Genomic DNA, 20,989 nt, shown 5'->3' with positions numbered 1-20,989 from the left:
ACGCAAGGGGCCCGCCCGGTGGCGGAGCCGACATCCCGCGTCTGCTTCACGGAGAGGACGTTGTGTACGCGAACCCGCCCGGGGATCCGTGGCGTTGGCATTCTGATCCCTGACAGCCTTGCCCAGGCATCACCCAGCGCCCCCAGTGAACACAATCTCCCCCGTCCGGTCGTTCGGTTTCCTCTCCTGACGCGCGCAGACGCTACGTGAGTTACCCGCGGTCAGGGAGTCGAGAATCGGACAGAAAAGGAGTTCCCGCAGGCCAAGGCGGGCCGACGGAGGTCATCGAGGGGAAGCGATAACGACGCGACCGCACCGCGAGGCCTCTGCTACGGTTCCCCGCATGAAGCGCGCTGCCATGATCACGACGACGCCGGAGAGTGTCCCGGCGCGCTGACAGACGACCTGATCTGATCCGAAGCCCCGGGGCGAGTGCCCCGGGGCTTCGTCGTGGTCCGGTCACTCGCTCCGCCACCCGCGAGGAGACCGCCATGAACGCCATGAACGCCGTGACCGCCGTGCACGACCACCGCAAACTCGGCCGCGAACTGGGCCTGTTCGACACCGACCCGCTGATCGGCGCGGGGCTGCCGTACTGGCTGCCCGACGGCGCGACCGTGCGCCATGCCCTGGAGGAGTACATCCGCGACGAGGAACGCCGCGCGGGCTACCGGCATGTGTACTCCCCCGTGCTCGGCAAGCGCGAGCTGTACGAGCTCTCCGGGCACTGGTCGCATTACAGCGACGACATGTTCCCGCCCATGGACCTGGGCGATGAACAGGTCGTTCTGCGGCCGAGCATGTGCCCGCACCACGCGCTGATCTACCGCTCCCGCTCCCACAGCTACCGCGAACTGCCCCTGCGCATGGCCGAGCTGGGCGGCATGTACCGCTCGGAGCTGTCGGGCGTGCTCGGCGGGCTGACCCGCGTACGGGCCATCCAGCTCAACGACGGGCACATCTTCTGCACCATGGACCAGGTGGCCGAGGAAGCCCGAAGCGCCCTGGAGATGATCCGCCGGGCGTACCGGGCGCTGGGCATCAACCCGGCCCGCTTCCGGCTCTCCCTGCCGGGCTCGGGCGGCAAGTACGTTGCCGCGCCCGAGTTGTGGGAGCGTTCCACCGCCCTGCTGACCGAGGTACTCGACAGCTCGGGGCTGCCGTACGAGGCGGCCGAGGGCGAGGCGGCGTTCTACGGACCCAAGATCGACGTCCAGGTCGCCGACAGCGCCGGCCGCGAGTCCACCCTGTCCACCGTCCAGGTCGACCTGCACCAGCCCGAGCGGTTCGACCTGCACTACATCGGCCCGGACGGCGCGAAGCACCGTCCCGTCATGGTCCACCGCAGCGTCATCGGCAGCGTGGAACGGGCCGTCGCCCATCTCGTCGAGCAGCACGGCGGCGCCTTCCCCGCCTGGCTCGCCCCCACCCAGCTGGTGATCCTCCCGGTCTCGGACAGCGAGCTGCCGAACGCCGAGGCGCTCGCCCGCCGTTGCCTCGACCGCGGGCTGCGCGCCGAGATCGCCGGACCGGAGCGCGGCACTCTGGGCGCACGCGTCCGGGAGGCCCGCCTGGTTCCGTACCAGGCCGTCGTCGGCGCGAAGGAAGCCGCCGACGACCTCGTCTCCTTGCGGCTGCGCGACGGACGCCGCCTCCCTCCGCAGCCCGCGGGCTACGTCCTCACCCGCATCGGCGCTCTCGTCGGCGCCCACAGCACCGACTTGTGGGAGAGCGAAAGCTGCTCATAACGGCATAATGCGTGGATGGATCATGAAACTGCACAGGCATTCGCCGACTCCTGGGCGAAGGCGTGGAACGCGCACGACGTGGAAGCCGTGCTGGCGCACTTCACCGACGACGTGACGTTCCGGTCGCCGGTGGCGGCACAACTGCTCGGCGGCGACGGGGTCATACGCGGCAAGGACGCGCTGCGGGCCTATTGGGCCGAGGGCCTGCGGCGCATCCCCGACCTTCGGTTCGAGGTGGTCGGCAGCTACGCCGGCGTGGGCTGTCTGGTCATCAACTACCGCAACCAGAAGGGCGGTCTGGTCAACGAGGTGCTGGTCTTCGACGGCCCGCTGGTCGCCGAGGGATACGGCACGTACCTCGGCGAGGACGCCAACCCGGCGGGCGCCCGCTGAGAGAGTCGAGCCCGGTATTGCGTCCGGCCGGACGCAATACCGGGTTTGCCGCCGTCTCTTCACGCTTACGGGGGAAGTGGGCGGGAGTCGCTGTTCATCACCCTCCGGGGTGGGCGAACTTGGTCCGGTGCCGATGCCAAGTCGGCCGCTCCGTCGCACCGTTCGAGCCGTGATCGCGCCAACGCCCTCGGAGGCAACCAGCCGTGAACTGGGTCGACCTGGCCATACTCGCCGGATCGCTGATCCTGGTCTCCGCCGTGACCTTTCTGCTCAGCCGCCACGTACCGCACACGAAGCGTGAGCCCCACAACGACGTGGCGGGCTTCATCTACGCCGTCGTCGGCGTCCTGTACGCCGTACTGCTGGCGTTCGTGGTCGTCACCGTCTGGGAGAACACCGACGCGGCCAAGGCCAGCACCTTCAAGGAGGCCGATTCCCTGGCGGGGGTCTACTGGATGTCCCGGCAGATGCCCCTCCCCCAGGGGGCCAAACTGGAACAGCAGACGCTGCGCTACGCGCATGCCGTGATCGACAAAGAGTGGCCCATGCTGCGCGACCACAAGAGCGATCCGGAGGCCACCGACCTGATGTACGGGATCCGGGACTCCGTCCTCTCCTACAAGCCCGCCGACGCCCAGCAACAGGTCATCTACGACCATGCGGTCGCCGATGCGGAGACGCTGGCCAGCATGCGCCGGGCCCGCCTGAACGAGATCGAGGACGTGGTGCCCACCCTGTTGTGGATCGCCCTGCTCGGCGGAGCGGTGCTCACCGTGGGCTTCGCCTTCCTCTTCGGCCTCTCCAACACCTGGGCCCATCTGGCGATGGTGCTCTCCCTCACCTGCATCATCGCGTTCTCGCTGATCGCCATCAAGGAGATGGACTTCCCGTTCTCCGGGGTCAACAAGGTCGAACCGACCGCCTTCGAGGTCTTCCTCGCCCGGCTCCCGCCCACCCGCTGACCGCCGCTAGGACGCGTGCGGCGTGTGCGGCCGGCAGCCGGGTTCCTGGTGCGGCATGCGCTGGTCGACCGGCACGGTAGGCGGAGGAAGCGTGGCCGCCTCCTGCTCCTCGCGCGCGTAGAGCGGTGCCGGGTCCGGCAGTTCGGGGAAGGACGGGTCGGCGTCGCACAGACGCAGTGCCGACGTCAGGTCTCCGACCGTCCGACGGCGCCAGGCGCTGATGTTGGGTTCGGCCACACCGAAGCGCCGTTCGAGGAACTTCAGCGTCGAGGTGTGGTCGAAGGTCTCGCCGCACACCCACCCCCCGCGGCTCCAGGGCGAGATCACCAGCGCCGGGACACGCAGGCCCAGCCCGACGGGCCCGGCGATCCCCTCCGCACCGGAGGGCAGCGGCGAGACGGTGACCCACTCCCCGGGCGTCCCCGGGGGCGGGGTCGGCGGCGGTACGTGGTCGAACAGGCCGTCGTTCTCGTCGTAGTTGATGACGAAGACGGTCCTGGCCCAGACATCGGGGCGCGAACCCAAGGCGTCGAGAACGGTGTAGATGTACTCGGCGCCGCCCGCGGGAAGGTTTTCGGGTGCTTCGGCGGCCTCGTGCAGCCCGTAGACGGAGGGCAGGTACTGCGCGTCCAGCCATGTGACCGAGGGCAGTTCGTCTCTGCGGATGACATCGGCGACGTCCGACGGCGACATCGGCACCATGGCGTTGTCGTACAGCGCGTCGCCCGGCCGGGCGTCCTGGTACGCCTTGAACCAGCCGATGTCGGTGTCCAGCGGGTTGGCGGTGCAGTACCGCCAGCTGATGCCGGCTGCCTGCAACCGCTCGGGGTACGTGGTCCACCGGAACCCCGTGGAGTGGTTGTCCACGACCGGGCCGCCGAGTCGGCCGTCGGGGTCGATGGTGCCGCTGATCGCCATGACGCGGTTGGGATGGGTGGGGCCGAACACCGAGCAGAAGAAACGGTCGCAGACCGTGAAGGCGTCGGCGAGCGCGTAATGGAACGGCAGGTCGTCGCGCGTGTAATAGCCCATGGTGAAGGGGCCTTTGACCGGCCCGTCCGCGGCGCGGTGCGTGGGCACCCAGTTGTCCATGCGGCCGTTGTTCCAGGACCGGTGCTGCGAGGGCCATGAGTGGCTAGTGCCGTGGTATCGCGCGGCGTTGGTGGTCGTCGTGTCGTTGTGGAAGGGCAGCAGATAGCCGTCGGGGTGCTGCGGGTCCGGCTGGTGGAACACCGAGCGCCCGGTGGACAGGGTGATGGCGTCGGGGTCGTCGAATCCGCGGACGCCTTGCAGGGAGCCGAAGTAGTGGTCGAACGACCGGTTCTCCTGCATCAGGAAGATGACGTGCTCGATCCGGTCGAGCGAGTCCAACGTGCGGGCCGGCTCCGCAAGAGCCTTCCGCAGGGTTCCGGGAAGTGCCGACAGATCCGCTTCGCGCATGTCGTGCTCCCGCCACAGGAGTTGGGCGCAGCACTCTACCGCACTCCCGTAACGGAGCGAACACTCACGGAAATCCGTTGCGGCGACGGGTACGGCCCTATAGACCGAGGCCATGCTGATCAGAGCCGCGCAGACGCACGAAGCCGGGACCCTGAGCGATCTGGCACTCCGGTCCAAGGCGTACTGGGGCTACGACGACGCCTTCATGGCAGCCTGCCGGGCCGAGCTGACCCTCTCGGCCTCGATGATCGAGACAACCGCCGTCGCCGAGGCGGACGGCAGGATCCTGGGTTTCGTCATGCTGGACGGCAGCCCGCCGGAAGGCGAACTGAGCATGCTGTTCATCGAGCCGGACGCCATAGGGCAAGGGGTCGGCCGACGCCTCTTCGAGCACGCCGTCGCCACCGCGGACGGCAATGGCTTCACCCGTCTCACCATCGACTCCGACCCCTTCGCCGAGGCCTTCTACCTGGCCATGGGTGCCACGCGCATCGGCTCCTCCCCCTCCGGTTCCATCCCCGGACGAACGCTGCCCCGGCTGGCAGTGGCCGTACAACCCCATGGGCCCCATACGCGTCACTGATCCGGTGCATCGCACACACCACACGCCTAAACCATTTCAAAAGGGGTCATTTCATGCTGTGTTCAAACTGCCGGACGGCGCCGGCCGTGAGCGCTTCGGGGCGTTGCGCCGCATGCGAAGGGGCAGGAATCCCGCCGATGCCACCGCCTGCGTATCCCCACGCGTACCCCCACCCCCAGCCGTACGCCCCCGCTCCGCGACTGTCCTCCCCCGAAGGGCTCGCGCGGGCCGTCGTCATACTGCTGGGGCTCTGCGCCCTGACCGACGTCTTCTCGCTCTTCGCCGGGTTCAACATGATCAGCCTGACGAGCGTGGGGATCGACAACGGCATCGGCACCGTGGCGCAGAGCGACGCCGACCGGGCCGACCTGCTCCAGGCGATCGCCGGAATCGCGCAGGCGCTCGCACTGATCGCCGCCGCCGTCGTCTTCATCGTGTGGTTCCACCGCGTGCGGACCAACGCGGAGGTCTTCCGGCCGGACGGGCACCGGATGCGCCGGGGCTGGACGGTCTGGGGCTGGATCGTGCCGGTGGTGAACTTCTGGTTCCCGAAGAAGATCGCCAACGACATCTGGGACGCGAGCCTGCCGTACGAGCCGGACGGCTCCCTCCGCCACGCCTCGCGCGCGGTCATGAACTGGTGGTGGGGCCTGTGGATCGCCACCCTGTGCCTGAGCCGCGCGGGCGAGCGGATGTACGACCGGGCCCATACCTTCGAGGAGATCCGGCGCGCCACCGGCGTGCTGATCGTCTCCGATGTCGTCGACATCGCGGCCGCCGTCCTCGCGGCACTGTTCGTACGCAGACTCACCGCCCTCCAGAACGAGAAGGCGCACCAGGGGCCCGTCGCACCGAACCCGGCGCCCTACGCGATCTGAGCGTGGCGGGTGGGGAAAACCCCACCCCACACTGCCCGGCTGCCTCCATGGTCCGTTGACCTGGTCTTTTCTACCGTTGTAAGCACCACGACGGACAAAGGAAGGCAACACCATGGCGGCGCGCGGCGGCCCCGAACCCACCCAGCAGTACCCGGGGCACGGCCCCTCGGTCGAGCTACGCGCTGTACGGCGCTCCTACGGCCGCGGTGACGGCGCCGTCCACGCCCTGCGGGGTGTGGATCTCGCCCTGCCGCGCGGCAGCTTCACGGCGGTGATGGGTCCGTCCGGGTCGGGCAAGAGCACGTTCCTGCAGTGCGCCGCCGGGCTCGACCGGCCGAACGCGGGGCAGGTGCTGCTGGGCGGCCAGGAGATCACCGGGCTGAACGAGGACCGGCTGACCAAGCTGCGGCGCAGCCGCGTCGGCTTCGTCTTCCAGTCGTTCAACCTGCTGCCCTCGCTGACCGTGCTGCAGAACGTCCTGCTCCCGCAGCGTCTCGCCGGGGAGCGCCAGGACCGGCGGCGGGCGCAGGAGTTGCTGGCCGAGGTCGGGCTGGACGGGTACGGCAGGCGCCGTCCCGGCCAGCTCTCCGGCGGACAGCAGCAACGGGTCGCCATCGCACGGGCGTTGATCACCCGGCCCGAGGTGGTGTTCGCCGACGAGCCGACCGGCGCGCTGGACACCCGTTCCGCCCAGGAGGTCCTCGGCCTGCTGCGCAGGGCGGTCGACGCGCTCGGCGCGACGGTCGTCATGGTCACCCACGACCCGGTGGCCGCCTCGCACGCCGACCGGGTGCTCTTCCTCGCCGACGGCCTTCTCGCCGACGAGCTGTTGCGGCCCGATCCGCAGACCGTGGCCGACCGGATGGTCGTGCTGACCGCCAAGTCCGCCGCGCACGGCGGCCGTTACGCGGGGGCGACGGCATGATGAACGGCCTCGCACGGGCGTCCGTGCGCTTCCGCCCCGCCTCGTTCGCGGGCAGTCTCGTCGCGCTGCTGTTCAGCTCCGCGATCATCACCGCCTGTGGTGTTCTGCTGCAGACCGGGGTCACCGCGCACGTCACGCCCGTGCGTTACGAGCACACCCCCGTGGTGGTCGCCGGGGACACCCATGTCCGTATCACCGCGGGCAAGGGCGACGGCCGGTACACCGTCGACGCCGCGCTGCCCGACCGCCCCCGCGTCGACGCCGCGCTGGCCGCGAAGATAGCGTCCCGGCCGGGCGTGGCGTCGGCCGTGCCCGATCCCTCTTTCCCCGTCCAGTCGGGCACCGCGTCCAAGGACGGGACCTGGACCGGACGGTCCTACGCCACCGTCGGCCTCGACACCGCCTCCGGCACCGCGGCCCTGGCCGAGGGCCGCGCCCCGCGCTCCGGCGAGGTCGTCCTCGACGCCGCCTCCGCCCGTGCCGCGCACCTGGCCACCGGTGACAGCGTCTCGCTCGTCGCCCCCGGCGGCATCGCCGCCTACCGCGTCTCGGGCCTCGCCCCGGCGGGCAAGGGCGGTGCGGCCGTCTGGTTCGCCGACCGCACGGCGGACCGGATCTCCGGCCACCCGGGTTCGGCGGACGCGATCGCCGTACGGGCCCGCCCCGGCACGTCCGGCACCGCCCTCGCCCACGAGGTCCGCCAGGCCGTCGACGACAAGGCACAGGTCCTGACCGGGGACGCCCGTGGACGGGCCGAGGAGCCGGCGCTGACCGAGGCGAAGTCGGTCCTCACCGGGCTCGGCGGTTCCTTCGGCGGCATCGCCGTCATGACGGCCGTCTTCGTCGTCATGGGCACCATCGCCCTTGCCACCGGCCAGCGTTCCCGCGAGTTCGCCCTGCTCCGGGCCATCGGTGCCACCCCGCGGCAGATCCGCCGCACCGTCGCCACCGAGGCGATGATCGTGGCCCCCGTCGCCGGTGCCCTGGGCATCCTGCCCGGACTGGCCCTGGCCTCCTGGTGGTTCGACCAGCTCGTCGACCGCGGGGCCGTCCCCGGGCAGGTGTCCCTCGACATCGGTGTCGTGCCGATGGTGGTGGCGATCGGCACCACCCTGGTGTCCGCGCTGATCGCCGGCTACGTCGCCGCCCGCCGCCCCGCCAAGCTCCGTCCCAGCCTCGCGCTGGGCGAGGCCGCCGTCGAACGCCGCCGTCCCGGCATCATCCGTACCGCCCTCGGCCTGGCCGCCGCGGTCGGCGGCGTCGTCCTCGCCGGTGTCGCCAACGGACAGAGCGGTGACAACGCGGCCAACACGGCGCTCGGCGTGGTCATGTGCTTCCTGGTGGCCGTCGCCCTGCTCGGCCCGCCGCTGGCATGGCTGTGCACCACCGTGCTGGGTCTGCCGCTGCGCTCCGCGGGCGCGTCCGGTTCGCTGGCCGCCGACAACACCCGGGCGCACGCGCACCGGTTGGCCTCCGCCATCACCCCGATCGCCATGGTGACGGCCTTCTGCGGCACGCTCGTCTTCCTGCAGAGCACCATCCGGCATGTCGCCGACGACCATGTCCGCACCGGCATCGTCGCCGACCATGTCCTGGCCCCCGACGGCCCGGGCCTGCCGGCCGCCGTCGCGGACCGGGCCGCCCGTGTCCCCGGCGTGGAGGCCGCCGTCGGTGTCCTGCGCACCGGTGCGGTCCACCGCACCAGCGGCGTCCTGCTGCCCGCGACCGCCCTCGGCGTCTCCGGCGACCCGGCCGAGCTGCCCCGGGTGCTCGACCTCGGCGTCACAAGCGGCTCCCTCGGCGCTCTCGGCACCGGCACGGTCGCCCTCGACGCCTCCCTCGCCCGCGGTATGCACGTCAAGCCGGGCGACACCGTCCAACTCTGGCTCGGCGACGGCACGTCGGTCCGGCCGAAGCTGGTCGCCACCTACGAACGGGGCCTGGGCCTCGGCGAGATCCTGCTCCCCCGGGCCGCCGTCGCCGCCCACTCCTCCACCGCCCTCGACTCCCAGGTCCTGGTCCGCGATGCCCCCGGCGCCGACCGCGCCGACGTCGCCCGCCGCCTCCAGGCACTGGGCACCCCCGGCACCCGGGTCACGGACGCCGCCGGCTTCGCCGCGCAGGCCGACCGCAACCAGGAGCTCAACGCCTGGGCCAACAACGTGATGGCGGCCGTCCTCGGCGGCTTCGCCGCCGTCGCCGCGGCCAACACCCTGGTCATGACCGTGCTCGACCGCCGCCGCGAGGTCGCGCTGCTGCGCCTGTCCGGCACCACGCGCCGCCAGGTGCGCGGCATGATGCGCTGGGAGGCACTGCTCGTCGTCACCACCGGACTCCTCGTGGGCGGCGCCATCGCCTGGACGACGCTGGTGCCGATCACCCGCGGCATCACGGGCGCCGACCCGTACATCCCGGCCGGCACGGCCCTGCCGCTCGCGGCCGCGACCGTACTGCTCGCCCTCGCCGCCACGGGGCTCCCGACCCGGGCCCTGCTGCGGCGCGGCCCCCTGGCCGCGGGGGCGGAACGGCAGTGACCCGAGTTGCCGATACAGCAACGAAAGTTGTCGCTTCCGGTACGGCGGCAGCAGCCTGGTGCACATCCGAAGATCACCAAGGCAAGCAACAAGGAGGCCGCACGATGACCACCCACAACGTGCCCCCGGCCAACCGCGTGCACCACGTCCGGTCCGGCGAGCTGGACGGCTACACCGCCATCAGCGGCGGCACGGTCGGCTCGAAGAAGCTCTGGATGGGCCTGGTGGAGAACCCTCCGCTGAGCGCCACGGACAACCATCACCACGGCGAGTCGGAGGCGGGCATCTACGTGGTCAGCGGCCACCCCGTCTTCGTCTTCCACGACGGCACCCAGGAGGTACGGATCACCGCCGGCCCCGGCGACTTCCTGCTCGTCCCGCCGTTCGTCCCGCACCGCGAGGAGAACCCCAGCCCGGACGAGCCCGTGGTCGTCGTCATCGCCCGGACCACGCAGGAGCCGATCAAGGTGTCCCTGCCCGAGCTGTACCAGCTCGAAGAAGCGAAGTAGGAAGGCGCTACGGACCGGCCGAGCGGGAGCGGCTCCCGCTCGGCCCGTGCGGGAACCCATAGTGGTACCCATGCCGAACCGAGTGGCCGTACTGTCCGACATCCACGGAGTCCTGCCCGCCCTGGAGGCGGTGCTCGCCGAACCCGACGTGGGCGCCGCCGACCGCATCGTGCTCACCGGCGACATCGCCGCCGGCCCGCAACCGGCCCAGGTCCTCGACCTGTTGACCGGCCTCGGTGACCGCGCCCTGTGGATCAGCGGCAACGCCGACCGTGAGCTCCTCGAATACCGCCGAGGCCAACGCACCTCGATCCCCGACCCGATCGCCCCCTGGGCCGCCGGACAGCTGCGCGAGGACCACCTCGCCCTTCTCGCCCGGCTGCCGCGCTCGCTCACCCTTCCCGTGCACGGCCTGGGGCAGGTGCTGTTCTGCCACGCAACTCCCCGGGACGACGAAGAGGTTGTCCTGGTCGACTCACCGCTCGACCGCTGGCAGGAAGTCCTCGGCGGGCTCGCCACCGACATCCGCGCGGTGGTCTGCGGCCACACGCACATGCCGTTCGTCCGGCTCGCCCACGGCCGCCTCGTGATCAACCCGGGCAGCGTCGGCATGCCCTACGGACGGGCTGGGGCCCACTGGGCACTCCTGGGCCCCGGCATCGCCGAGTGGGCCGACTACTTCCTCCGCGCGCGGGCAACCGAGCATTCGCCTCACGGGACGGGCGTCAGCGCCTCGGCTGCTCGGGCGAAACCGGGGCGACGATCGGGAACGAGGGGTTGGGTGCGGTCAGGTAGCCGAACACCGTGTCCGCGTAGTCCTGTTTACCCTCGAGGATCTGGACGTGGCTGCCGGTGACGGCGGCGTCGAAGGCGGCCTTGAAGCCGTTGGGGCCGTACAGCAGGCCGTTGAGAACCTCGCGGGTCAGCTTGATCACCGTCTGCGGGGTCCCGGCGAAGTGGTCCTTTCCGGGTGTGAAGACGAGGACGCCGTTGCGCAGCGTCGTGGTGCAGGTCTCCTCCTCCGCGCCGTTGACCAGCCACTGGAGCACGATCGGGTCGCGCTGTTCGCGCCCGGCGGCGGGGCCGTCGACGGTGCGGGCCAGGGTCGAGAAGTACTGCTCCAGGCTCATGCTGAGGACGAGGTCCCCGGGCTCCTGGTTGGCGGGCCTCTCGATGCCGTGGGCGAGCTCGTGGGCGCCGGTGAGGAAGAAGTTGCGCCAAGTGCCGTTCTCGGAGCTGTAGCCGAGCTGGGTCAGGGCCTTGCCCTGGAGCTCCTTGGCCGCCGCGTCGTCCTCGGGGTGGCCGAAGATGACGTGGTTGAGGAGCTCGACGGTCCAGCGGTAGTCGTCACGGTCGTACGCCTCCTGTGCCTTGGCGACGACGGCCTCGACGCCGCCCATGGCCTCCACATAGTGGGCACCCGCCTTGGCCGGCGGGAGGTTCCACAGGTGGGCCGGGTTGCCGTCGAACCAGCCGATGTAGCGCTGGTAGACGGCCTTGAGGTCGTGGCTGAGGGAACCGTAGTAGCCGCGCGTGTACCAGTGGGCCGCGAGCGACTCGGGCAGTTCCAGCTCCTCCGCGATCTCGATGCCCGTCTTGCCGACGTTGATCAGGCGCAGCGACTGGTCGTTGAGGTAGCCGTAGAGGTCCCGCTGATTGCTCAGGTACTCGACGATCTTCTCCTTGCCCCAGCGGGGCCAGTGGTGGGACGCGAACTCGACCTCGGTGTGCTCGCCGAAGGTCTGGATCGTCTCGGTGAGGTACTTCGACCAGGCGTGGGCGTCGCGTACCTGGGCGCCGCGCAGGGTGAGGAGGTTGTGCAGGGTGTGGGTGGCGTTCTCGGCGGCGCACAGGGCGCGGGCCTGCGGGAGATAGATGTTCATCTCGGCCGGGGCCTCGGTGCCGGGCGTGAGCTGGAAGATCAGCCGGATGCCGTCGATGAGCTGCCGGTAGAGGCCGGGCCTCCAGGCGATGACGTCCTTGGACGACCACTGGTCACGCGGGACGGGCGCGGTGCCGGACCCGCCGATGCTGACGTTCGGCGGGACGAGGGTGACCTCGCCGGTGGAGATCGTCAGCCCGAGGCCCGAACCCACCTGCCCGTACGGGCTCTTGTCGAGCTTGGCCGCGTACATGTACTCCGAGCGACGGGCCATCGCCGGTCCCGCGTAGACGTTCTCGCTGACGGCGTGCTCCAGGAAGCCGTCGGGCGCGATGATCGGGATGTCGGTGTCGATGACGTCGTTCTTCTCGTGGAACAGACCGCGTACGCCGCCGAAGTGGTCGACGTGGCTGTGGGTGTAGATGATGCCGACGATCGGCCGCTTGCTCTCCGTGGCGTCCCGGTAGAGCTTGAGCGCCCACTGGGCGGTCTCGTAGCAGGCGAGCGGGTCGATGATGACGATGCCCGAATCGCCTTCGATGATGGTCATGTTGGACAGGTCGTAGCCGCGGACCTGATAGACCGCACCGTGCTCGTAGGACGCGACCTGGAAGAGACCGGCCTGGGCGGTGAGGATCCCCTGGCGCCACAGGCTCGCGTTGACGGTCGGCGGGGCCTCGGACACGTCGGAGTCGCTGAGGAAGTCGTAGGAGACGAAGTTCCACACGACCCGGTCCCCCTGGCGGCGGGCCGGGATCGCGGGGATCGGGGGCAGCACGATCAGGCCCCGCTGGGCGTCCTCGAAGTCCTCGGAGTTCGGCGGGATCGTCTCGATGACCTTGCGGTTGGCCTCGGCGACGGCCGGGGCGGCCTCGATCGGTCCGGTGAACTCGGGCATGCGGCAGCCTCCTCGGGCACGCGGGAGCGGCCGCGTGCGTCGTGGGATACGTGTGATGCGCTGTAACCCGAGTGACGCTATGCGTAGCCGACTCATGCGTGCAAGGCACCTGAATCGGACAGGATTTGAGGAATCAGACCCGGCCGAATCCGGACGGTGAGGGACTACGGCAGACGGCGCACGAACACATCCCCGTGCTTGTTGGTGTCGTGCGGCACGAGATTGTCCGCACGGCTGGCGAAGGCCACCACGTGGCCGCTCCAGTCGATCGCGCAGCCCTCGCCCGCGTCGGCGTTGGGCGTGCTGCCGTCGTATGCGGCGTCCACGCGCTCGATGGCACCGGTCTTCATGTCCCGCACAAAGGGCACACCCATGTCGCCGGTATTGGGCCAGCCCAAGTTGGTTGCCAGCGAAAGGAAAAGCACCCAACGGTTGTTTCCGCTGGCGGCGATGTAATGGGACTCGCCATTCGCCATGGTGCCATCGGGCGCGGTGCTCACCTGCTGGGTGACGCCGGTGCGCAGGTCGTTCAGGTAGACCTCGTGGGTGTCGCTGTAGCCGGGTTCACGTGTGTCGCTGGGGATCACGCGCTCCGAGGTGGTGTCGAAAAGCGAAGTGGTGCCGTCGGGGCTGACGTCGGCACGGCCGTTTCTGACGTTCACCGGGTCCCCGTCGGGATAGTGGGCTCCCCATTGCGTGCGGCCGGTGCGCAAGTCACGCACGTAGAACGCGTACCAGTGCGGGCGCTGGCCCCCTCCGGCCGGGGACTTGGCAGAGGGCGGCGCGTCCGGTGCCTGCCTCGTCCTGCCGACGAAGGCGACCCGGCTGCCGTCCGCGCTGAGCCCGCGCAGTGACACGTCGATCGCCTGCACGGGTACGCCCTGGGAGGTCAGGCTCGCCAGGGTGGTGGTGCCCTTGAGACGGTCCCTCACGAAAACCTCTCCCCGGCTGGAACCCGCGGGAAGGAGATCCTTGCGGTCGGAGTAGAAGGCGACGTAGCGTCCATCGGCGCTGATGCGGGGGCTGCCCACAGAGCCCGCCGCACGGCCCGGATTGGGAACGAGCGGCTCGCTCCGCCTCGTCGCCCGGTCATATACCCGGATATCGGTGTCGGCCCCGTCTCCCCGGGCAACCTTGAAGGCGATATATCTCCCGTTGGCACTGAGGTCGTATGGGCGCCTGCCCGTCAATCCGACGGGAGCGCCATCGGCTTTGGAGTCCACACGCGCCAGTGCTCCGGTCCACCGGTCTTTGAGGTAGAGGCCGTCGTAGGCGGGGCTGCCGGGCACGAGGTTGGTGGCGGTGGAGGCGAAGGCGACAAAGCGCCCGTCGGCGCTGATGCGGGGACCGAACGAGTCGCCGTTGGCCTCGGTGCCGTCCGCGCGGACGCTGACGCGGACGGTGCCGGGATGCTGGGGCACGCCCGAGGCCGACGAGGCCGCCGGAACCGCTGCGACGCAGAGGCCCAGAGCGGCGGCCAGGATGACGACGGGCCTGAAGTGGCGCACGGATCCTCCCGGTTGAGGAATGCATGGGCGCGCACAGTCAACCGGCTTGTCAGGATCAGGTCAATCACATCGTCCCGCCTTCATCGCCGGATACGGCCGTTGCGGCAGCAGTGCCTGGCCGCGGGGCCTGCTTGAAGCAATCCGGCCTCTGCCTGGGCGGCCTTCGCCCGCGCCACCGCCGTCGGTTCGCTCGGCCGTGGGCCCCAACCAGCGGCTGGAGCCCACGTGTTCCGCATCGCGACGCGCGTGGTCGGTCTATGCCTTACCTATGCCTTACGGAGCCGGCCGATGATGCCGTCGATGTCCTGGCGGAGGAGCTCTCTGCGGACGAAGTGGCCGCCGGGCTCCTCATGCGCCTCGTACGGGATGCCGGCGCGGTCGAGGAGGCCGCGGAACTCCCGCTGGGTGTCGAGTACGAACTTCTCGTTCAACGTGTCGAACCAGTCGAGCGGCTTGGGACTGGTACCGGCGACCAGGAAGATCCGCTTGTTCCGGTAGCTGTCGAGGCGCTGGCACGGGTTGTCCATGTTGACCCTGTTCTGGTCCCACGGCGTGCCGTAGACCTGGCCGCCGCCCAGGTCCAGCATCGAGGTCGCGTTGGCCCAGTGGACGACCGCGCCGCCGCTGCCGCGCAGGCTGGCCGGGCCGGAATGGGCGCTCACCGAGGCGAAGTCGCCGTAGTACTTGGCCGCGTACTTCAGCGCTCCGAAGCCGCCCATCGAGAACCCGGCGACGGCGCGGCCGTCGTACTCGGCGAACGTCCGGAAGTTCGCGTCGATCCACCGGATCAGCTGGTTGTAGTGGAAAGTCTCCCAGTTCCGGGGGCCGACCAGAGTGCTGACCGGGTTGGAGTACCAGCCGAAGTGCCCGCCGTCGGGCATCACGACGATGATCGGCTTGCCGGCGGTCAGCTCGCGTATGTTGATGTCCGGACGGTCAAAGGTGATGAAGTCCTGGTCGTAACCGCCTCCGTGCAACAGGTAGAGGACGGGGTACGTGCGTCCGCTGGTGTGGTAGTCGTCGGGGAGCAGGACATTGACCGCGGGTCGCCAGCCGATCTCGGCGGTTTCGAACCGATACCACCACATGCGAGGGTCGGTCTCGCCACGCTCGTAGATGTGCAGCCCGAAGCCGTCGTCGGCCGCACTGGCCGCCGACGCTGTCGCAAGGACACTCGCGCCGCCTAGCGCCGCCGCTGCGGATATTCCGCCTGCGGCCTTCAAGAGACTTCTGCGGGTGGGGCGGTGCTCGCTCAACTTGACCTCCTGGTCCGGACCCGAGTTCACCGGGCGACAGTGGCAGTGGCCGATGAAATCCCTGTGAAACCCCGCGGGGCCCAAGCGGACTCACGCCAGGGGCGGGCCGCCGACCGGTGCCCACGGCGACCAGCCACCGCTGGGCACGAGCTGGTAGCGGCCGTTCAGCGGGCCGGCGGAGGTCCCGGCAATGATCTCGATGCGGCCGTCGGCGTTGGTGCCGAACCCGGACCCGGACGCACCGGGGCCGAAGCCCTCCCACGCCGACCAGCCGGACCCGTTCTCCCAGCGGTGCGCCGTGCCGGTGCGGCCGGTGGCGAAGACCTCCATCCTGCCGTCGGCGTTGCGCCCCACGTGGACTCGTGCGCTCGACGGCCCGCCGAAGAAGTCCCACGCGGACCACTCACCCGAAGGCCCGGACTGGACTCTCCGCGACAGGCCCGCTGATCCGCCGGCCACCAGGTCGAGCGCGCCGTCCGGCCGCCTGTTGAGAGCCAGGTGCGTGATGCCGGGCACGGTGCCGAACTCCTCGAACCCGGCAGGCCAGTTACCGCTGGGCACGTCCTGTCTGCGCCGGTACACCGTGTCGTGCGCGGCGGCGATCACCTCGATCCGGCCGCTCGCGTCACGACCGGTGGCGATCACCGAGCCGGCGGGCCCGCCGAAGGGCTCCCACCCGGCCCACGTGCCGCCGGGCACGGTCTGCCAGCGGTGGTAGATGCCTTGCGGCCCGCTGGCGAAGAGCTCGAGCCTGCCGTCGGCGTTCTGTGCCACGGTCAGGTCGTGTGCGGCGGTGCCGAAGTTCTCCCAGCCCTGCCATACGTTCGGTGCCGACTGTGCCCTGCGGTCCACCCGGCCCTCGCCGGAGGCGAACAGTTCGAGCCGCCCGTCGAGGTCGCGTGCCGCGGACAGCGTCGCCGATTTCGGTCCCCCGAACGGATACCAGCCGGACCACGGCCCGTTGGGCGTGGTCTGATACCTCCCCCACACCTGGTCCGGCCCACCGGCGAACGCCTCCTGCCGCCCGTCGGCGCCGGAGACGATCACCACCCGGTCACCGGGGTCCGAAGCGGCCTCGACCGCGTACTGCCGACTGCCCTTGCCGAAGTCGAGACCGGCCAGCCACACCCCGCGCTGCCCCCAGCCGGCGTGGCTGATCCACCATCGGCCCTCGGCGTTGATCACCTCCGCGGCGTGGCTGAACACATGGCCGCAGAGCTGGTCGGCGGAGAAGCGGAACGGATCCGGGCTGCAGAACACGTCGGTGCCGACGTACCCGCCACGGGGCCCGAGGAACAGATGCCATGTCCCGTCCGCGAACACCACGAACGGCGACTCGGTGTCGCCGGCGCCACGCCCGCTCGCCGGGTCGGTGAACGCGATCGACCGGTCGCTCCAGTGCACGAGGTCGGTGCTGGTGCGGTAGGCCACCACATGGTTCCCGCCGCCGGGAACGGCGGTCGCGGTGTAGTACATGACCCACTGGTCGCCCACGCGGGCCACCATGGGGTCGCGGGCCTCGTAGCCGTCACGGAACAGCGGCCCGCCCGGGTGCCGGGTCCATGTGTACAGGTCGGTGGAAGTGGCCAGGCTGATCGCGGCGTTGGTGGGATCGGATCCGCCGCCCGCATAGAACATGTAGTACGTCGACCCGGACTTGATCACGTGCGGCGCCCACAGGTGCGTCTCGCCGCCACCGTAGGAAGGGTCCGCGTGCAGAGCGGGCGGACGTTTCGTCCACGGCCCGTGCAGGCTCGGCGCGGTGGCGTGAGCGAAGGTGTTCTCGTCCTTGTCGTTCGAGGGTTCGGCGTGCGTGATGCCGAACAGGTGCCAGGTGCCCTGATCGTCCTGCACGAACGTGTGGTCGTTGAGATACCAGGGACCCGATTCGCCCACGCTCGGGTCGTAGATCTGCACGAACGGCGTCGCACCGACCTGCCCGGACCCCGCCGTGGCGGGCAGTGCCGATCCGGCTGCTCCTGCCAGGAACACGAGGGTGAGCACAACCGCCCACAGCGATCTGAAGCTGCGCATGATTCATCCGTTTCCGGTCGGCGTACCGAAATTGGGCCTTCCGCGGCACCAACGGCCACGGAAGACCCACGTCGAAGTGGCTAGCTGACCGCGGGGCCGGAATCGTTCAGCCAGGCCCATTCCGACCACGTGGCGAACCCGGTCTGCCACCTGTGATGGACACCGTCGCGGCTGGTACCGAACACTTCGATGCGACCGTCGGCGTTGTTGCTCGCACCGATCTGGGTGCCGCCGCCACCGAAGGTCTCCCATTCCGAGTACGGCGCGTTCGGGCGGGTCTGCCAAATGTGGCTCGCGGTGGTGGCGTTGATCGCGAACACCTCGACCCGGCCGTCGACCGAACGTGAGGTGGTCAGCTCGGCATTGGCGGGCCCGCCGGTGCCCGTCCATTCCGACCACGCGGTCGGGCTGGTCTGCCAGCGGTGGAACACTCCGTTGGCGTTGGAGGCGAACACCTCGAGCCTGCCGTCCTGGTTGTAGCTGGTGGTGACGGCGTGTCCGCCGTCACCGAACTTCTCCCACGCCGACCAACCACCGTTGACCGCATTCTGGTACAGGTGCCCGAACGTGCTGTCCGAGAGCGCGAACACCTCGAGCCGCCCGTCCGCAGAAGTTTCCATCGCCAGCCGCGAGTTGGCCGGACCACCGCCGACACCTTCCCAACCTGCCCAGCCGCCACTGGGCGCGCTCTGCCAGCGGTGGAACACACCACTGGCGTTGGAAGCGAACACCTCAATACGCCCGTCAGCGTTATTACCCGCCGCCAGCCGATACCCCCCAGTACCGAAATTCTCCCAACCCGACCAGGCCCCGCTGGGCGCGGTCTGCCATATGTGATCCAACGTGCTGTCCGACAACGCGAACAACTCCAGCCGACCATCCGCGTTGGACGCCACCGCCAACTGCGCGTTACGCGGACCACCCTCGAGCCGCCACTGCGACCAACCACCATTCACGGCGGTCTGCCACGAGTGATACACACCATCAGCACCAGCCGCGAAAGCCTCCAACCGGCCATCCGCAGACCGCCCGGACACCACCCGACCCGAGGCATACGGGTGTTTGGGGCCGCCGCTCATTCCGGACCACAGCGCGTTGGCGATGACCGTCGCGTCGGCCGCCTCGATCGCGTACAGGCCGCGCAGGTCCTCTCTCGGTTGCTGAATGTGCCAGCACACCTCGCCGATCGCCTCGTTGTTCCACGAGCCGCCGGGATACAGCTGTTCCATCTTGTCGAGGAACGCGTTGGTGGCGTGGGCGGGGTTCAGTCGCTCCTCCCGGGTGCCCCACCAGTTCTGCTGCTGGAACAGCCCGAGGCTGGTGTAGTCCACGGCCTGGGAGTAGTTGTTGATGCTGCTCTCCACGATGATCGTGGCGACGGCGATCGCCGCGGCTCTCGGGTTGAGCCCCCGGTCCTTCACCGCCTGCGTGACCATCCGCGCGCAGGACACTTTGTAGGCGTTCATGTAGTTGGCCATCTTCGCGTGCAGCTGCGGGTTGAGCTGGTCGGCCATGATGCCGTCGGTGGCCGACGGTCCGGCCGGGTCGCAGGGCACGGTCGGAATGGCCAGCCCCTGTGGGCCGCTGAAGTACCGGGAGACGCCGGATCGGTCCTTGCCGGGGCCCGGAACAGGGGTGTGTCCGGCGAAGGCAGTCGAGGCGGTCATCCCGGTGACCGACGCCCACACAGCGGCCACGACGGCCAGTCTGGTGAACGCACGGCGTAAACCACGTCTTGGCATGATGTTGACTTCCTGCTGTGAAGTGAAATGTGCGGAGTTCAGCCGACCCCAGGCCCAGCGGAATTGCCCACCCAGCCCCATTCGGACCAAGTGGCAAAGCCGGTCTGCCACCGGTGATGGACACCGTCACGATTGGTCGCGAACACTTCGACGCGCCCGTCGGCGTTGTGACCGGCGGTGATTTTGGTACCGCCGCCACCGAAGGTCTCCCAGGCCGAATAAGGTGCGTTCGGGTCGGTCTGCCAGATGTGAGCAGCGGTACTGCCGTTGATCGCGAACACCTCGACCCGGCCGTCGACCGAACGGTCCGACGTCAGCTGGGAATTCGCCGGCCCACTCGTTCCCGTCCACCCGGACCACGTGGAGAATCCGGTCTGCCAGCGATGGAAGACGCCGTTGGCGTTGGAGGCGAAGACCTCCAGCCGTCCGTCAGTGTTGTGGTTGACGGTCAGGCTGTGTCCGCCGTCGCCGAAGTTCTCCCACGTCGACCAGCCGCCGTTGACCGCATTCTGGTACAGATGCCCGAACGTGGAGTCCGACAGCGCGAACACCTCGAGCCGCCCGTCCGCAGACGTTTCCATCGCCAGCCGCGAGTTGGCCGGGCCACCGCCGACACCTTCCCAGCCGGCCCAGCCACCGCTGGGCGCACTCTGCCACCGGTGAAACACACCACTGGCGTTGGAGGCAAACACCTCAATACGCCCGTCAGCGTTATTACCCGCCGCCAGCCGATACCCCCCAGTACCGAAATTCTCCCAACCCGACCAGGCCCCGCTGGGCGCGGTCTGCCATATGTGGTCCAACGTGCTGTCCGACAAGGCGAACAGCTCCAGCCGGCCATCCGCGTTGGACGCCACCGCCAACTGCGCATTACGTGGGCCACCCGCGAACTGCCAATCCGACCAAGCGCCGTTCACCGCGGTCTGCCACGAGTGATACACACCATCGGCACCAGCCGCGAAAGCCTCCAACCGGCCATCCGCGGACCGCCCGGACACCACCCGGCCCGGGGCGTACGGGTGCGGCCGGGTCGCGGTCTCCTCAATGATGTTGTTGTACCGGAGCGCCTTGTAGTCGCCGTTGGGGTGACCGTCGAGCGTGGCGTTGTTGATGTTCGCGCGGAAGTGCCCCGGCGGTTCTACGGCGGTGGCGCCCCCACCGAAGCTGTAGTAGGAGAATCCGCCGTGATCGTCCTCCCACTTCTGGAAGATGAGGACGTGATCGTAGAACGAGTTCAGAATGTCCCCCGACCGCAACTCGTTTCGCCCGATCTCATGCGAAAAGCCGGGCAGTAGCCGGGTGTTCGGGTTGGCGTCCAGATGCCACGCCATGGAGACATATCCGGAGCAGTCGGTGCGGTAGTTGAAGTCACCGCCGGGGCCGGGGAAGGACCCGTCCTGGTTGTACCGAGGGTGCTGGTCCACCCAGTTCTGGGCGCGCCAGATCACCTCGCTTCGGGTGATCGGGCCGCCGCGTTGGGACGACTCGGCCGGTTTCGCAAAAGCCGGTGTGGTCACGGCAAGCGTGACCACACCGGCTATCAGCGGCAGAAGCAATCTGCTGAGCAATGATCTGAAAGGCATCACGACAGAACCTCTCCGTTCGTCGGCGGCCGACGATAGAGAGCACCGATGAAATGCCGGTGAAAGGGGGCCTCCGGACCCGGTTGGCTTCGCTTCCCGAACTGTCCGATTCGC

At 69.5% G+C, this 20,989-nt stretch carries 15 protein-coding genes and 1 pseudogene; 9 read left to right on the top strand and 7 right to left on the bottom strand.

Features of this window, described 5'->3' with window-relative positions; genetic code table 11:
* Positions 1-491: 491 nt before the first annotated feature.
* The 3 genes from thrS (at position 492) to ACV530_RS11365 (ending at position 3,103) form a co-directional block, all read left to right on the top strand.
* Positions 492-1,748 (top strand): threonine--tRNA ligase, encoded by a 1,257-nt coding sequence (thrS, locus tag ACV530_RS11375; protein WP_494332235.1) that lies wholly within the window; start codon positions 492-494, stop codon positions 1,746-1,748.
* Between the two features lie 15 nt (positions 1,749-1,763).
* Entirely contained in the window at positions 1,764-2,141 is a 378-nt protein-coding gene (locus ACV530_RS11370) for a YybH family protein (RefSeq protein WP_494332234.1), read from the top strand.
* A 203-nt stretch (positions 2,142-2,344) separates the two neighbouring features.
* The gene (locus ACV530_RS11365) at positions 2,345-3,103 is read left to right on the top strand and encodes a bestrophin-like domain (protein WP_494332233.1); all 759 of its coding nucleotides are present in this window, start codon (positions 2,345-2,347) and stop codon (positions 3,101-3,103) included.
* A gap of 6 nt (positions 3,104-3,109) precedes the next feature.
* Here ACV530_RS11365 and ACV530_RS11360 read toward each other — a convergent pair whose 3' ends face one another.
* Entirely contained in the window at positions 3,110-4,543 is a 1,434-nt protein-coding gene (locus ACV530_RS11360) for an alkaline phosphatase family protein (RefSeq protein WP_494332232.1), read from the bottom strand.
* Between the two features lie 112 nt (positions 4,544-4,655).
* Between ACV530_RS11360 and ACV530_RS11355 the strand changes: the two genes are divergently transcribed.
* From ACV530_RS11355 to ACV530_RS11330, 6 genes are all read left to right on the top strand, one after another.
* A complete protein-coding gene (locus ACV530_RS11355; RefSeq protein ID WP_494332231.1) occupies positions 4,656-5,126 on the top strand; it encodes a GNAT family N-acetyltransferase in 471 nt (156 codons plus the stop codon).
* Positions 5,127-5,263: 137 nt separating this feature from the next.
* Positions 5,264-6,004 (top strand): DUF4328 domain-containing protein, encoded by a 741-nt coding sequence (locus tag ACV530_RS11350; protein WP_494332230.1) that lies wholly within the window; start codon positions 5,264-5,266, stop codon positions 6,002-6,004.
* Between the two features lie 112 nt (positions 6,005-6,116).
* Complete coding sequence (locus ACV530_RS11345; RefSeq protein ID WP_494332229.1) at positions 6,117-6,929, top strand: ABC transporter ATP-binding protein; 813 nt, start codon at positions 6,117-6,119, stop codon at positions 6,927-6,929.
* Positions 6,926-9,463: an FtsX-like permease family protein gene (locus ACV530_RS11340; protein ID WP_494332228.1), complete on the top strand. Its 2,538-nt coding sequence runs from the start codon at positions 6,926-6,928 to the stop codon at positions 9,461-9,463. Before ACV530_RS11345 ends, ACV530_RS11340 begins: the two co-directional genes overlap by 4 nt.
* 104 nt (positions 9,464-9,567) lie before the next feature.
* Entirely contained in the window at positions 9,568-9,972 is a 405-nt protein-coding gene (locus tag ACV530_RS11335) for a cupin domain-containing protein (RefSeq protein ID WP_494332227.1), read from the top strand.
* 70 nt (positions 9,973-10,042) lie between these two features.
* A complete protein-coding gene (locus ACV530_RS11330; RefSeq protein ID WP_494332226.1) occupies positions 10,043-10,828 on the top strand; it encodes a metallophosphoesterase family protein in 786 nt (261 codons plus the stop codon).
* Here the strand turns inward: ACV530_RS11330 and ACV530_RS11325 are convergent.
* The 6 genes and pseudogenes from ACV530_RS11325 to ACV530_RS11300 all read right to left on the bottom strand — a co-directional run.
* Positions 10,785-12,404 (bottom strand): annotated as a pseudogene (locus ACV530_RS11325) (alkyl/aryl-sulfatase); the annotation flags it as partial. The gene ACV530_RS11330 and the pseudogene ACV530_RS11325 sit on opposite strands and share 44 nt — an antisense overlap.
* A gap of 512 nt (positions 12,405-12,916) precedes the next feature.
* Complete coding sequence (locus ACV530_RS11320) at positions 12,917-14,260, bottom strand: TolB family protein (protein WP_494332225.1); 1,344 nt, start codon at positions 14,258-14,260, stop codon at positions 12,917-12,919.
* A gap of 266 nt (positions 14,261-14,526) precedes the next feature.
* Positions 14,527-15,516, bottom strand: coding sequence for an alpha/beta hydrolase (locus ACV530_RS11315; RefSeq protein WP_494332224.1), 990 nt, complete (start codon positions 15,514-15,516; stop codon positions 14,527-14,529).
* A gap of 90 nt (positions 15,517-15,606) precedes the next feature.
* Complete coding sequence (locus tag ACV530_RS11310) at positions 15,607-17,550, bottom strand: DUF8189 domain-containing protein (protein ID WP_494332223.1); 1,944 nt, start codon at positions 17,548-17,550, stop codon at positions 15,607-15,609.
* Positions 17,551-17,630: 80 nt separating this feature from the next.
* The gene (locus ACV530_RS11305; protein WP_494332222.1) at positions 17,631-19,292 is read right to left on the bottom strand and encodes a PLL family lectin; all 1,662 of its coding nucleotides are present in this window, start codon (positions 19,290-19,292) and stop codon (positions 17,631-17,633) included.
* Between the two features lie 38 nt (positions 19,293-19,330).
* Positions 19,331-20,875, bottom strand: coding sequence for a PLL family lectin (locus ACV530_RS11300; RefSeq protein WP_494332302.1), 1,545 nt, complete (start codon positions 20,873-20,875; stop codon positions 19,331-19,333).
* Positions 20,876-20,989 lie beyond the last annotated feature (114 nt).

The organism is Streptomyces sp. SX-6 (genome assembly GCF_059089585.1).
Note: the sequence above shows the minus strand (reverse complement) of the source record. Positions and strands in the feature narration are given on the sequence as shown.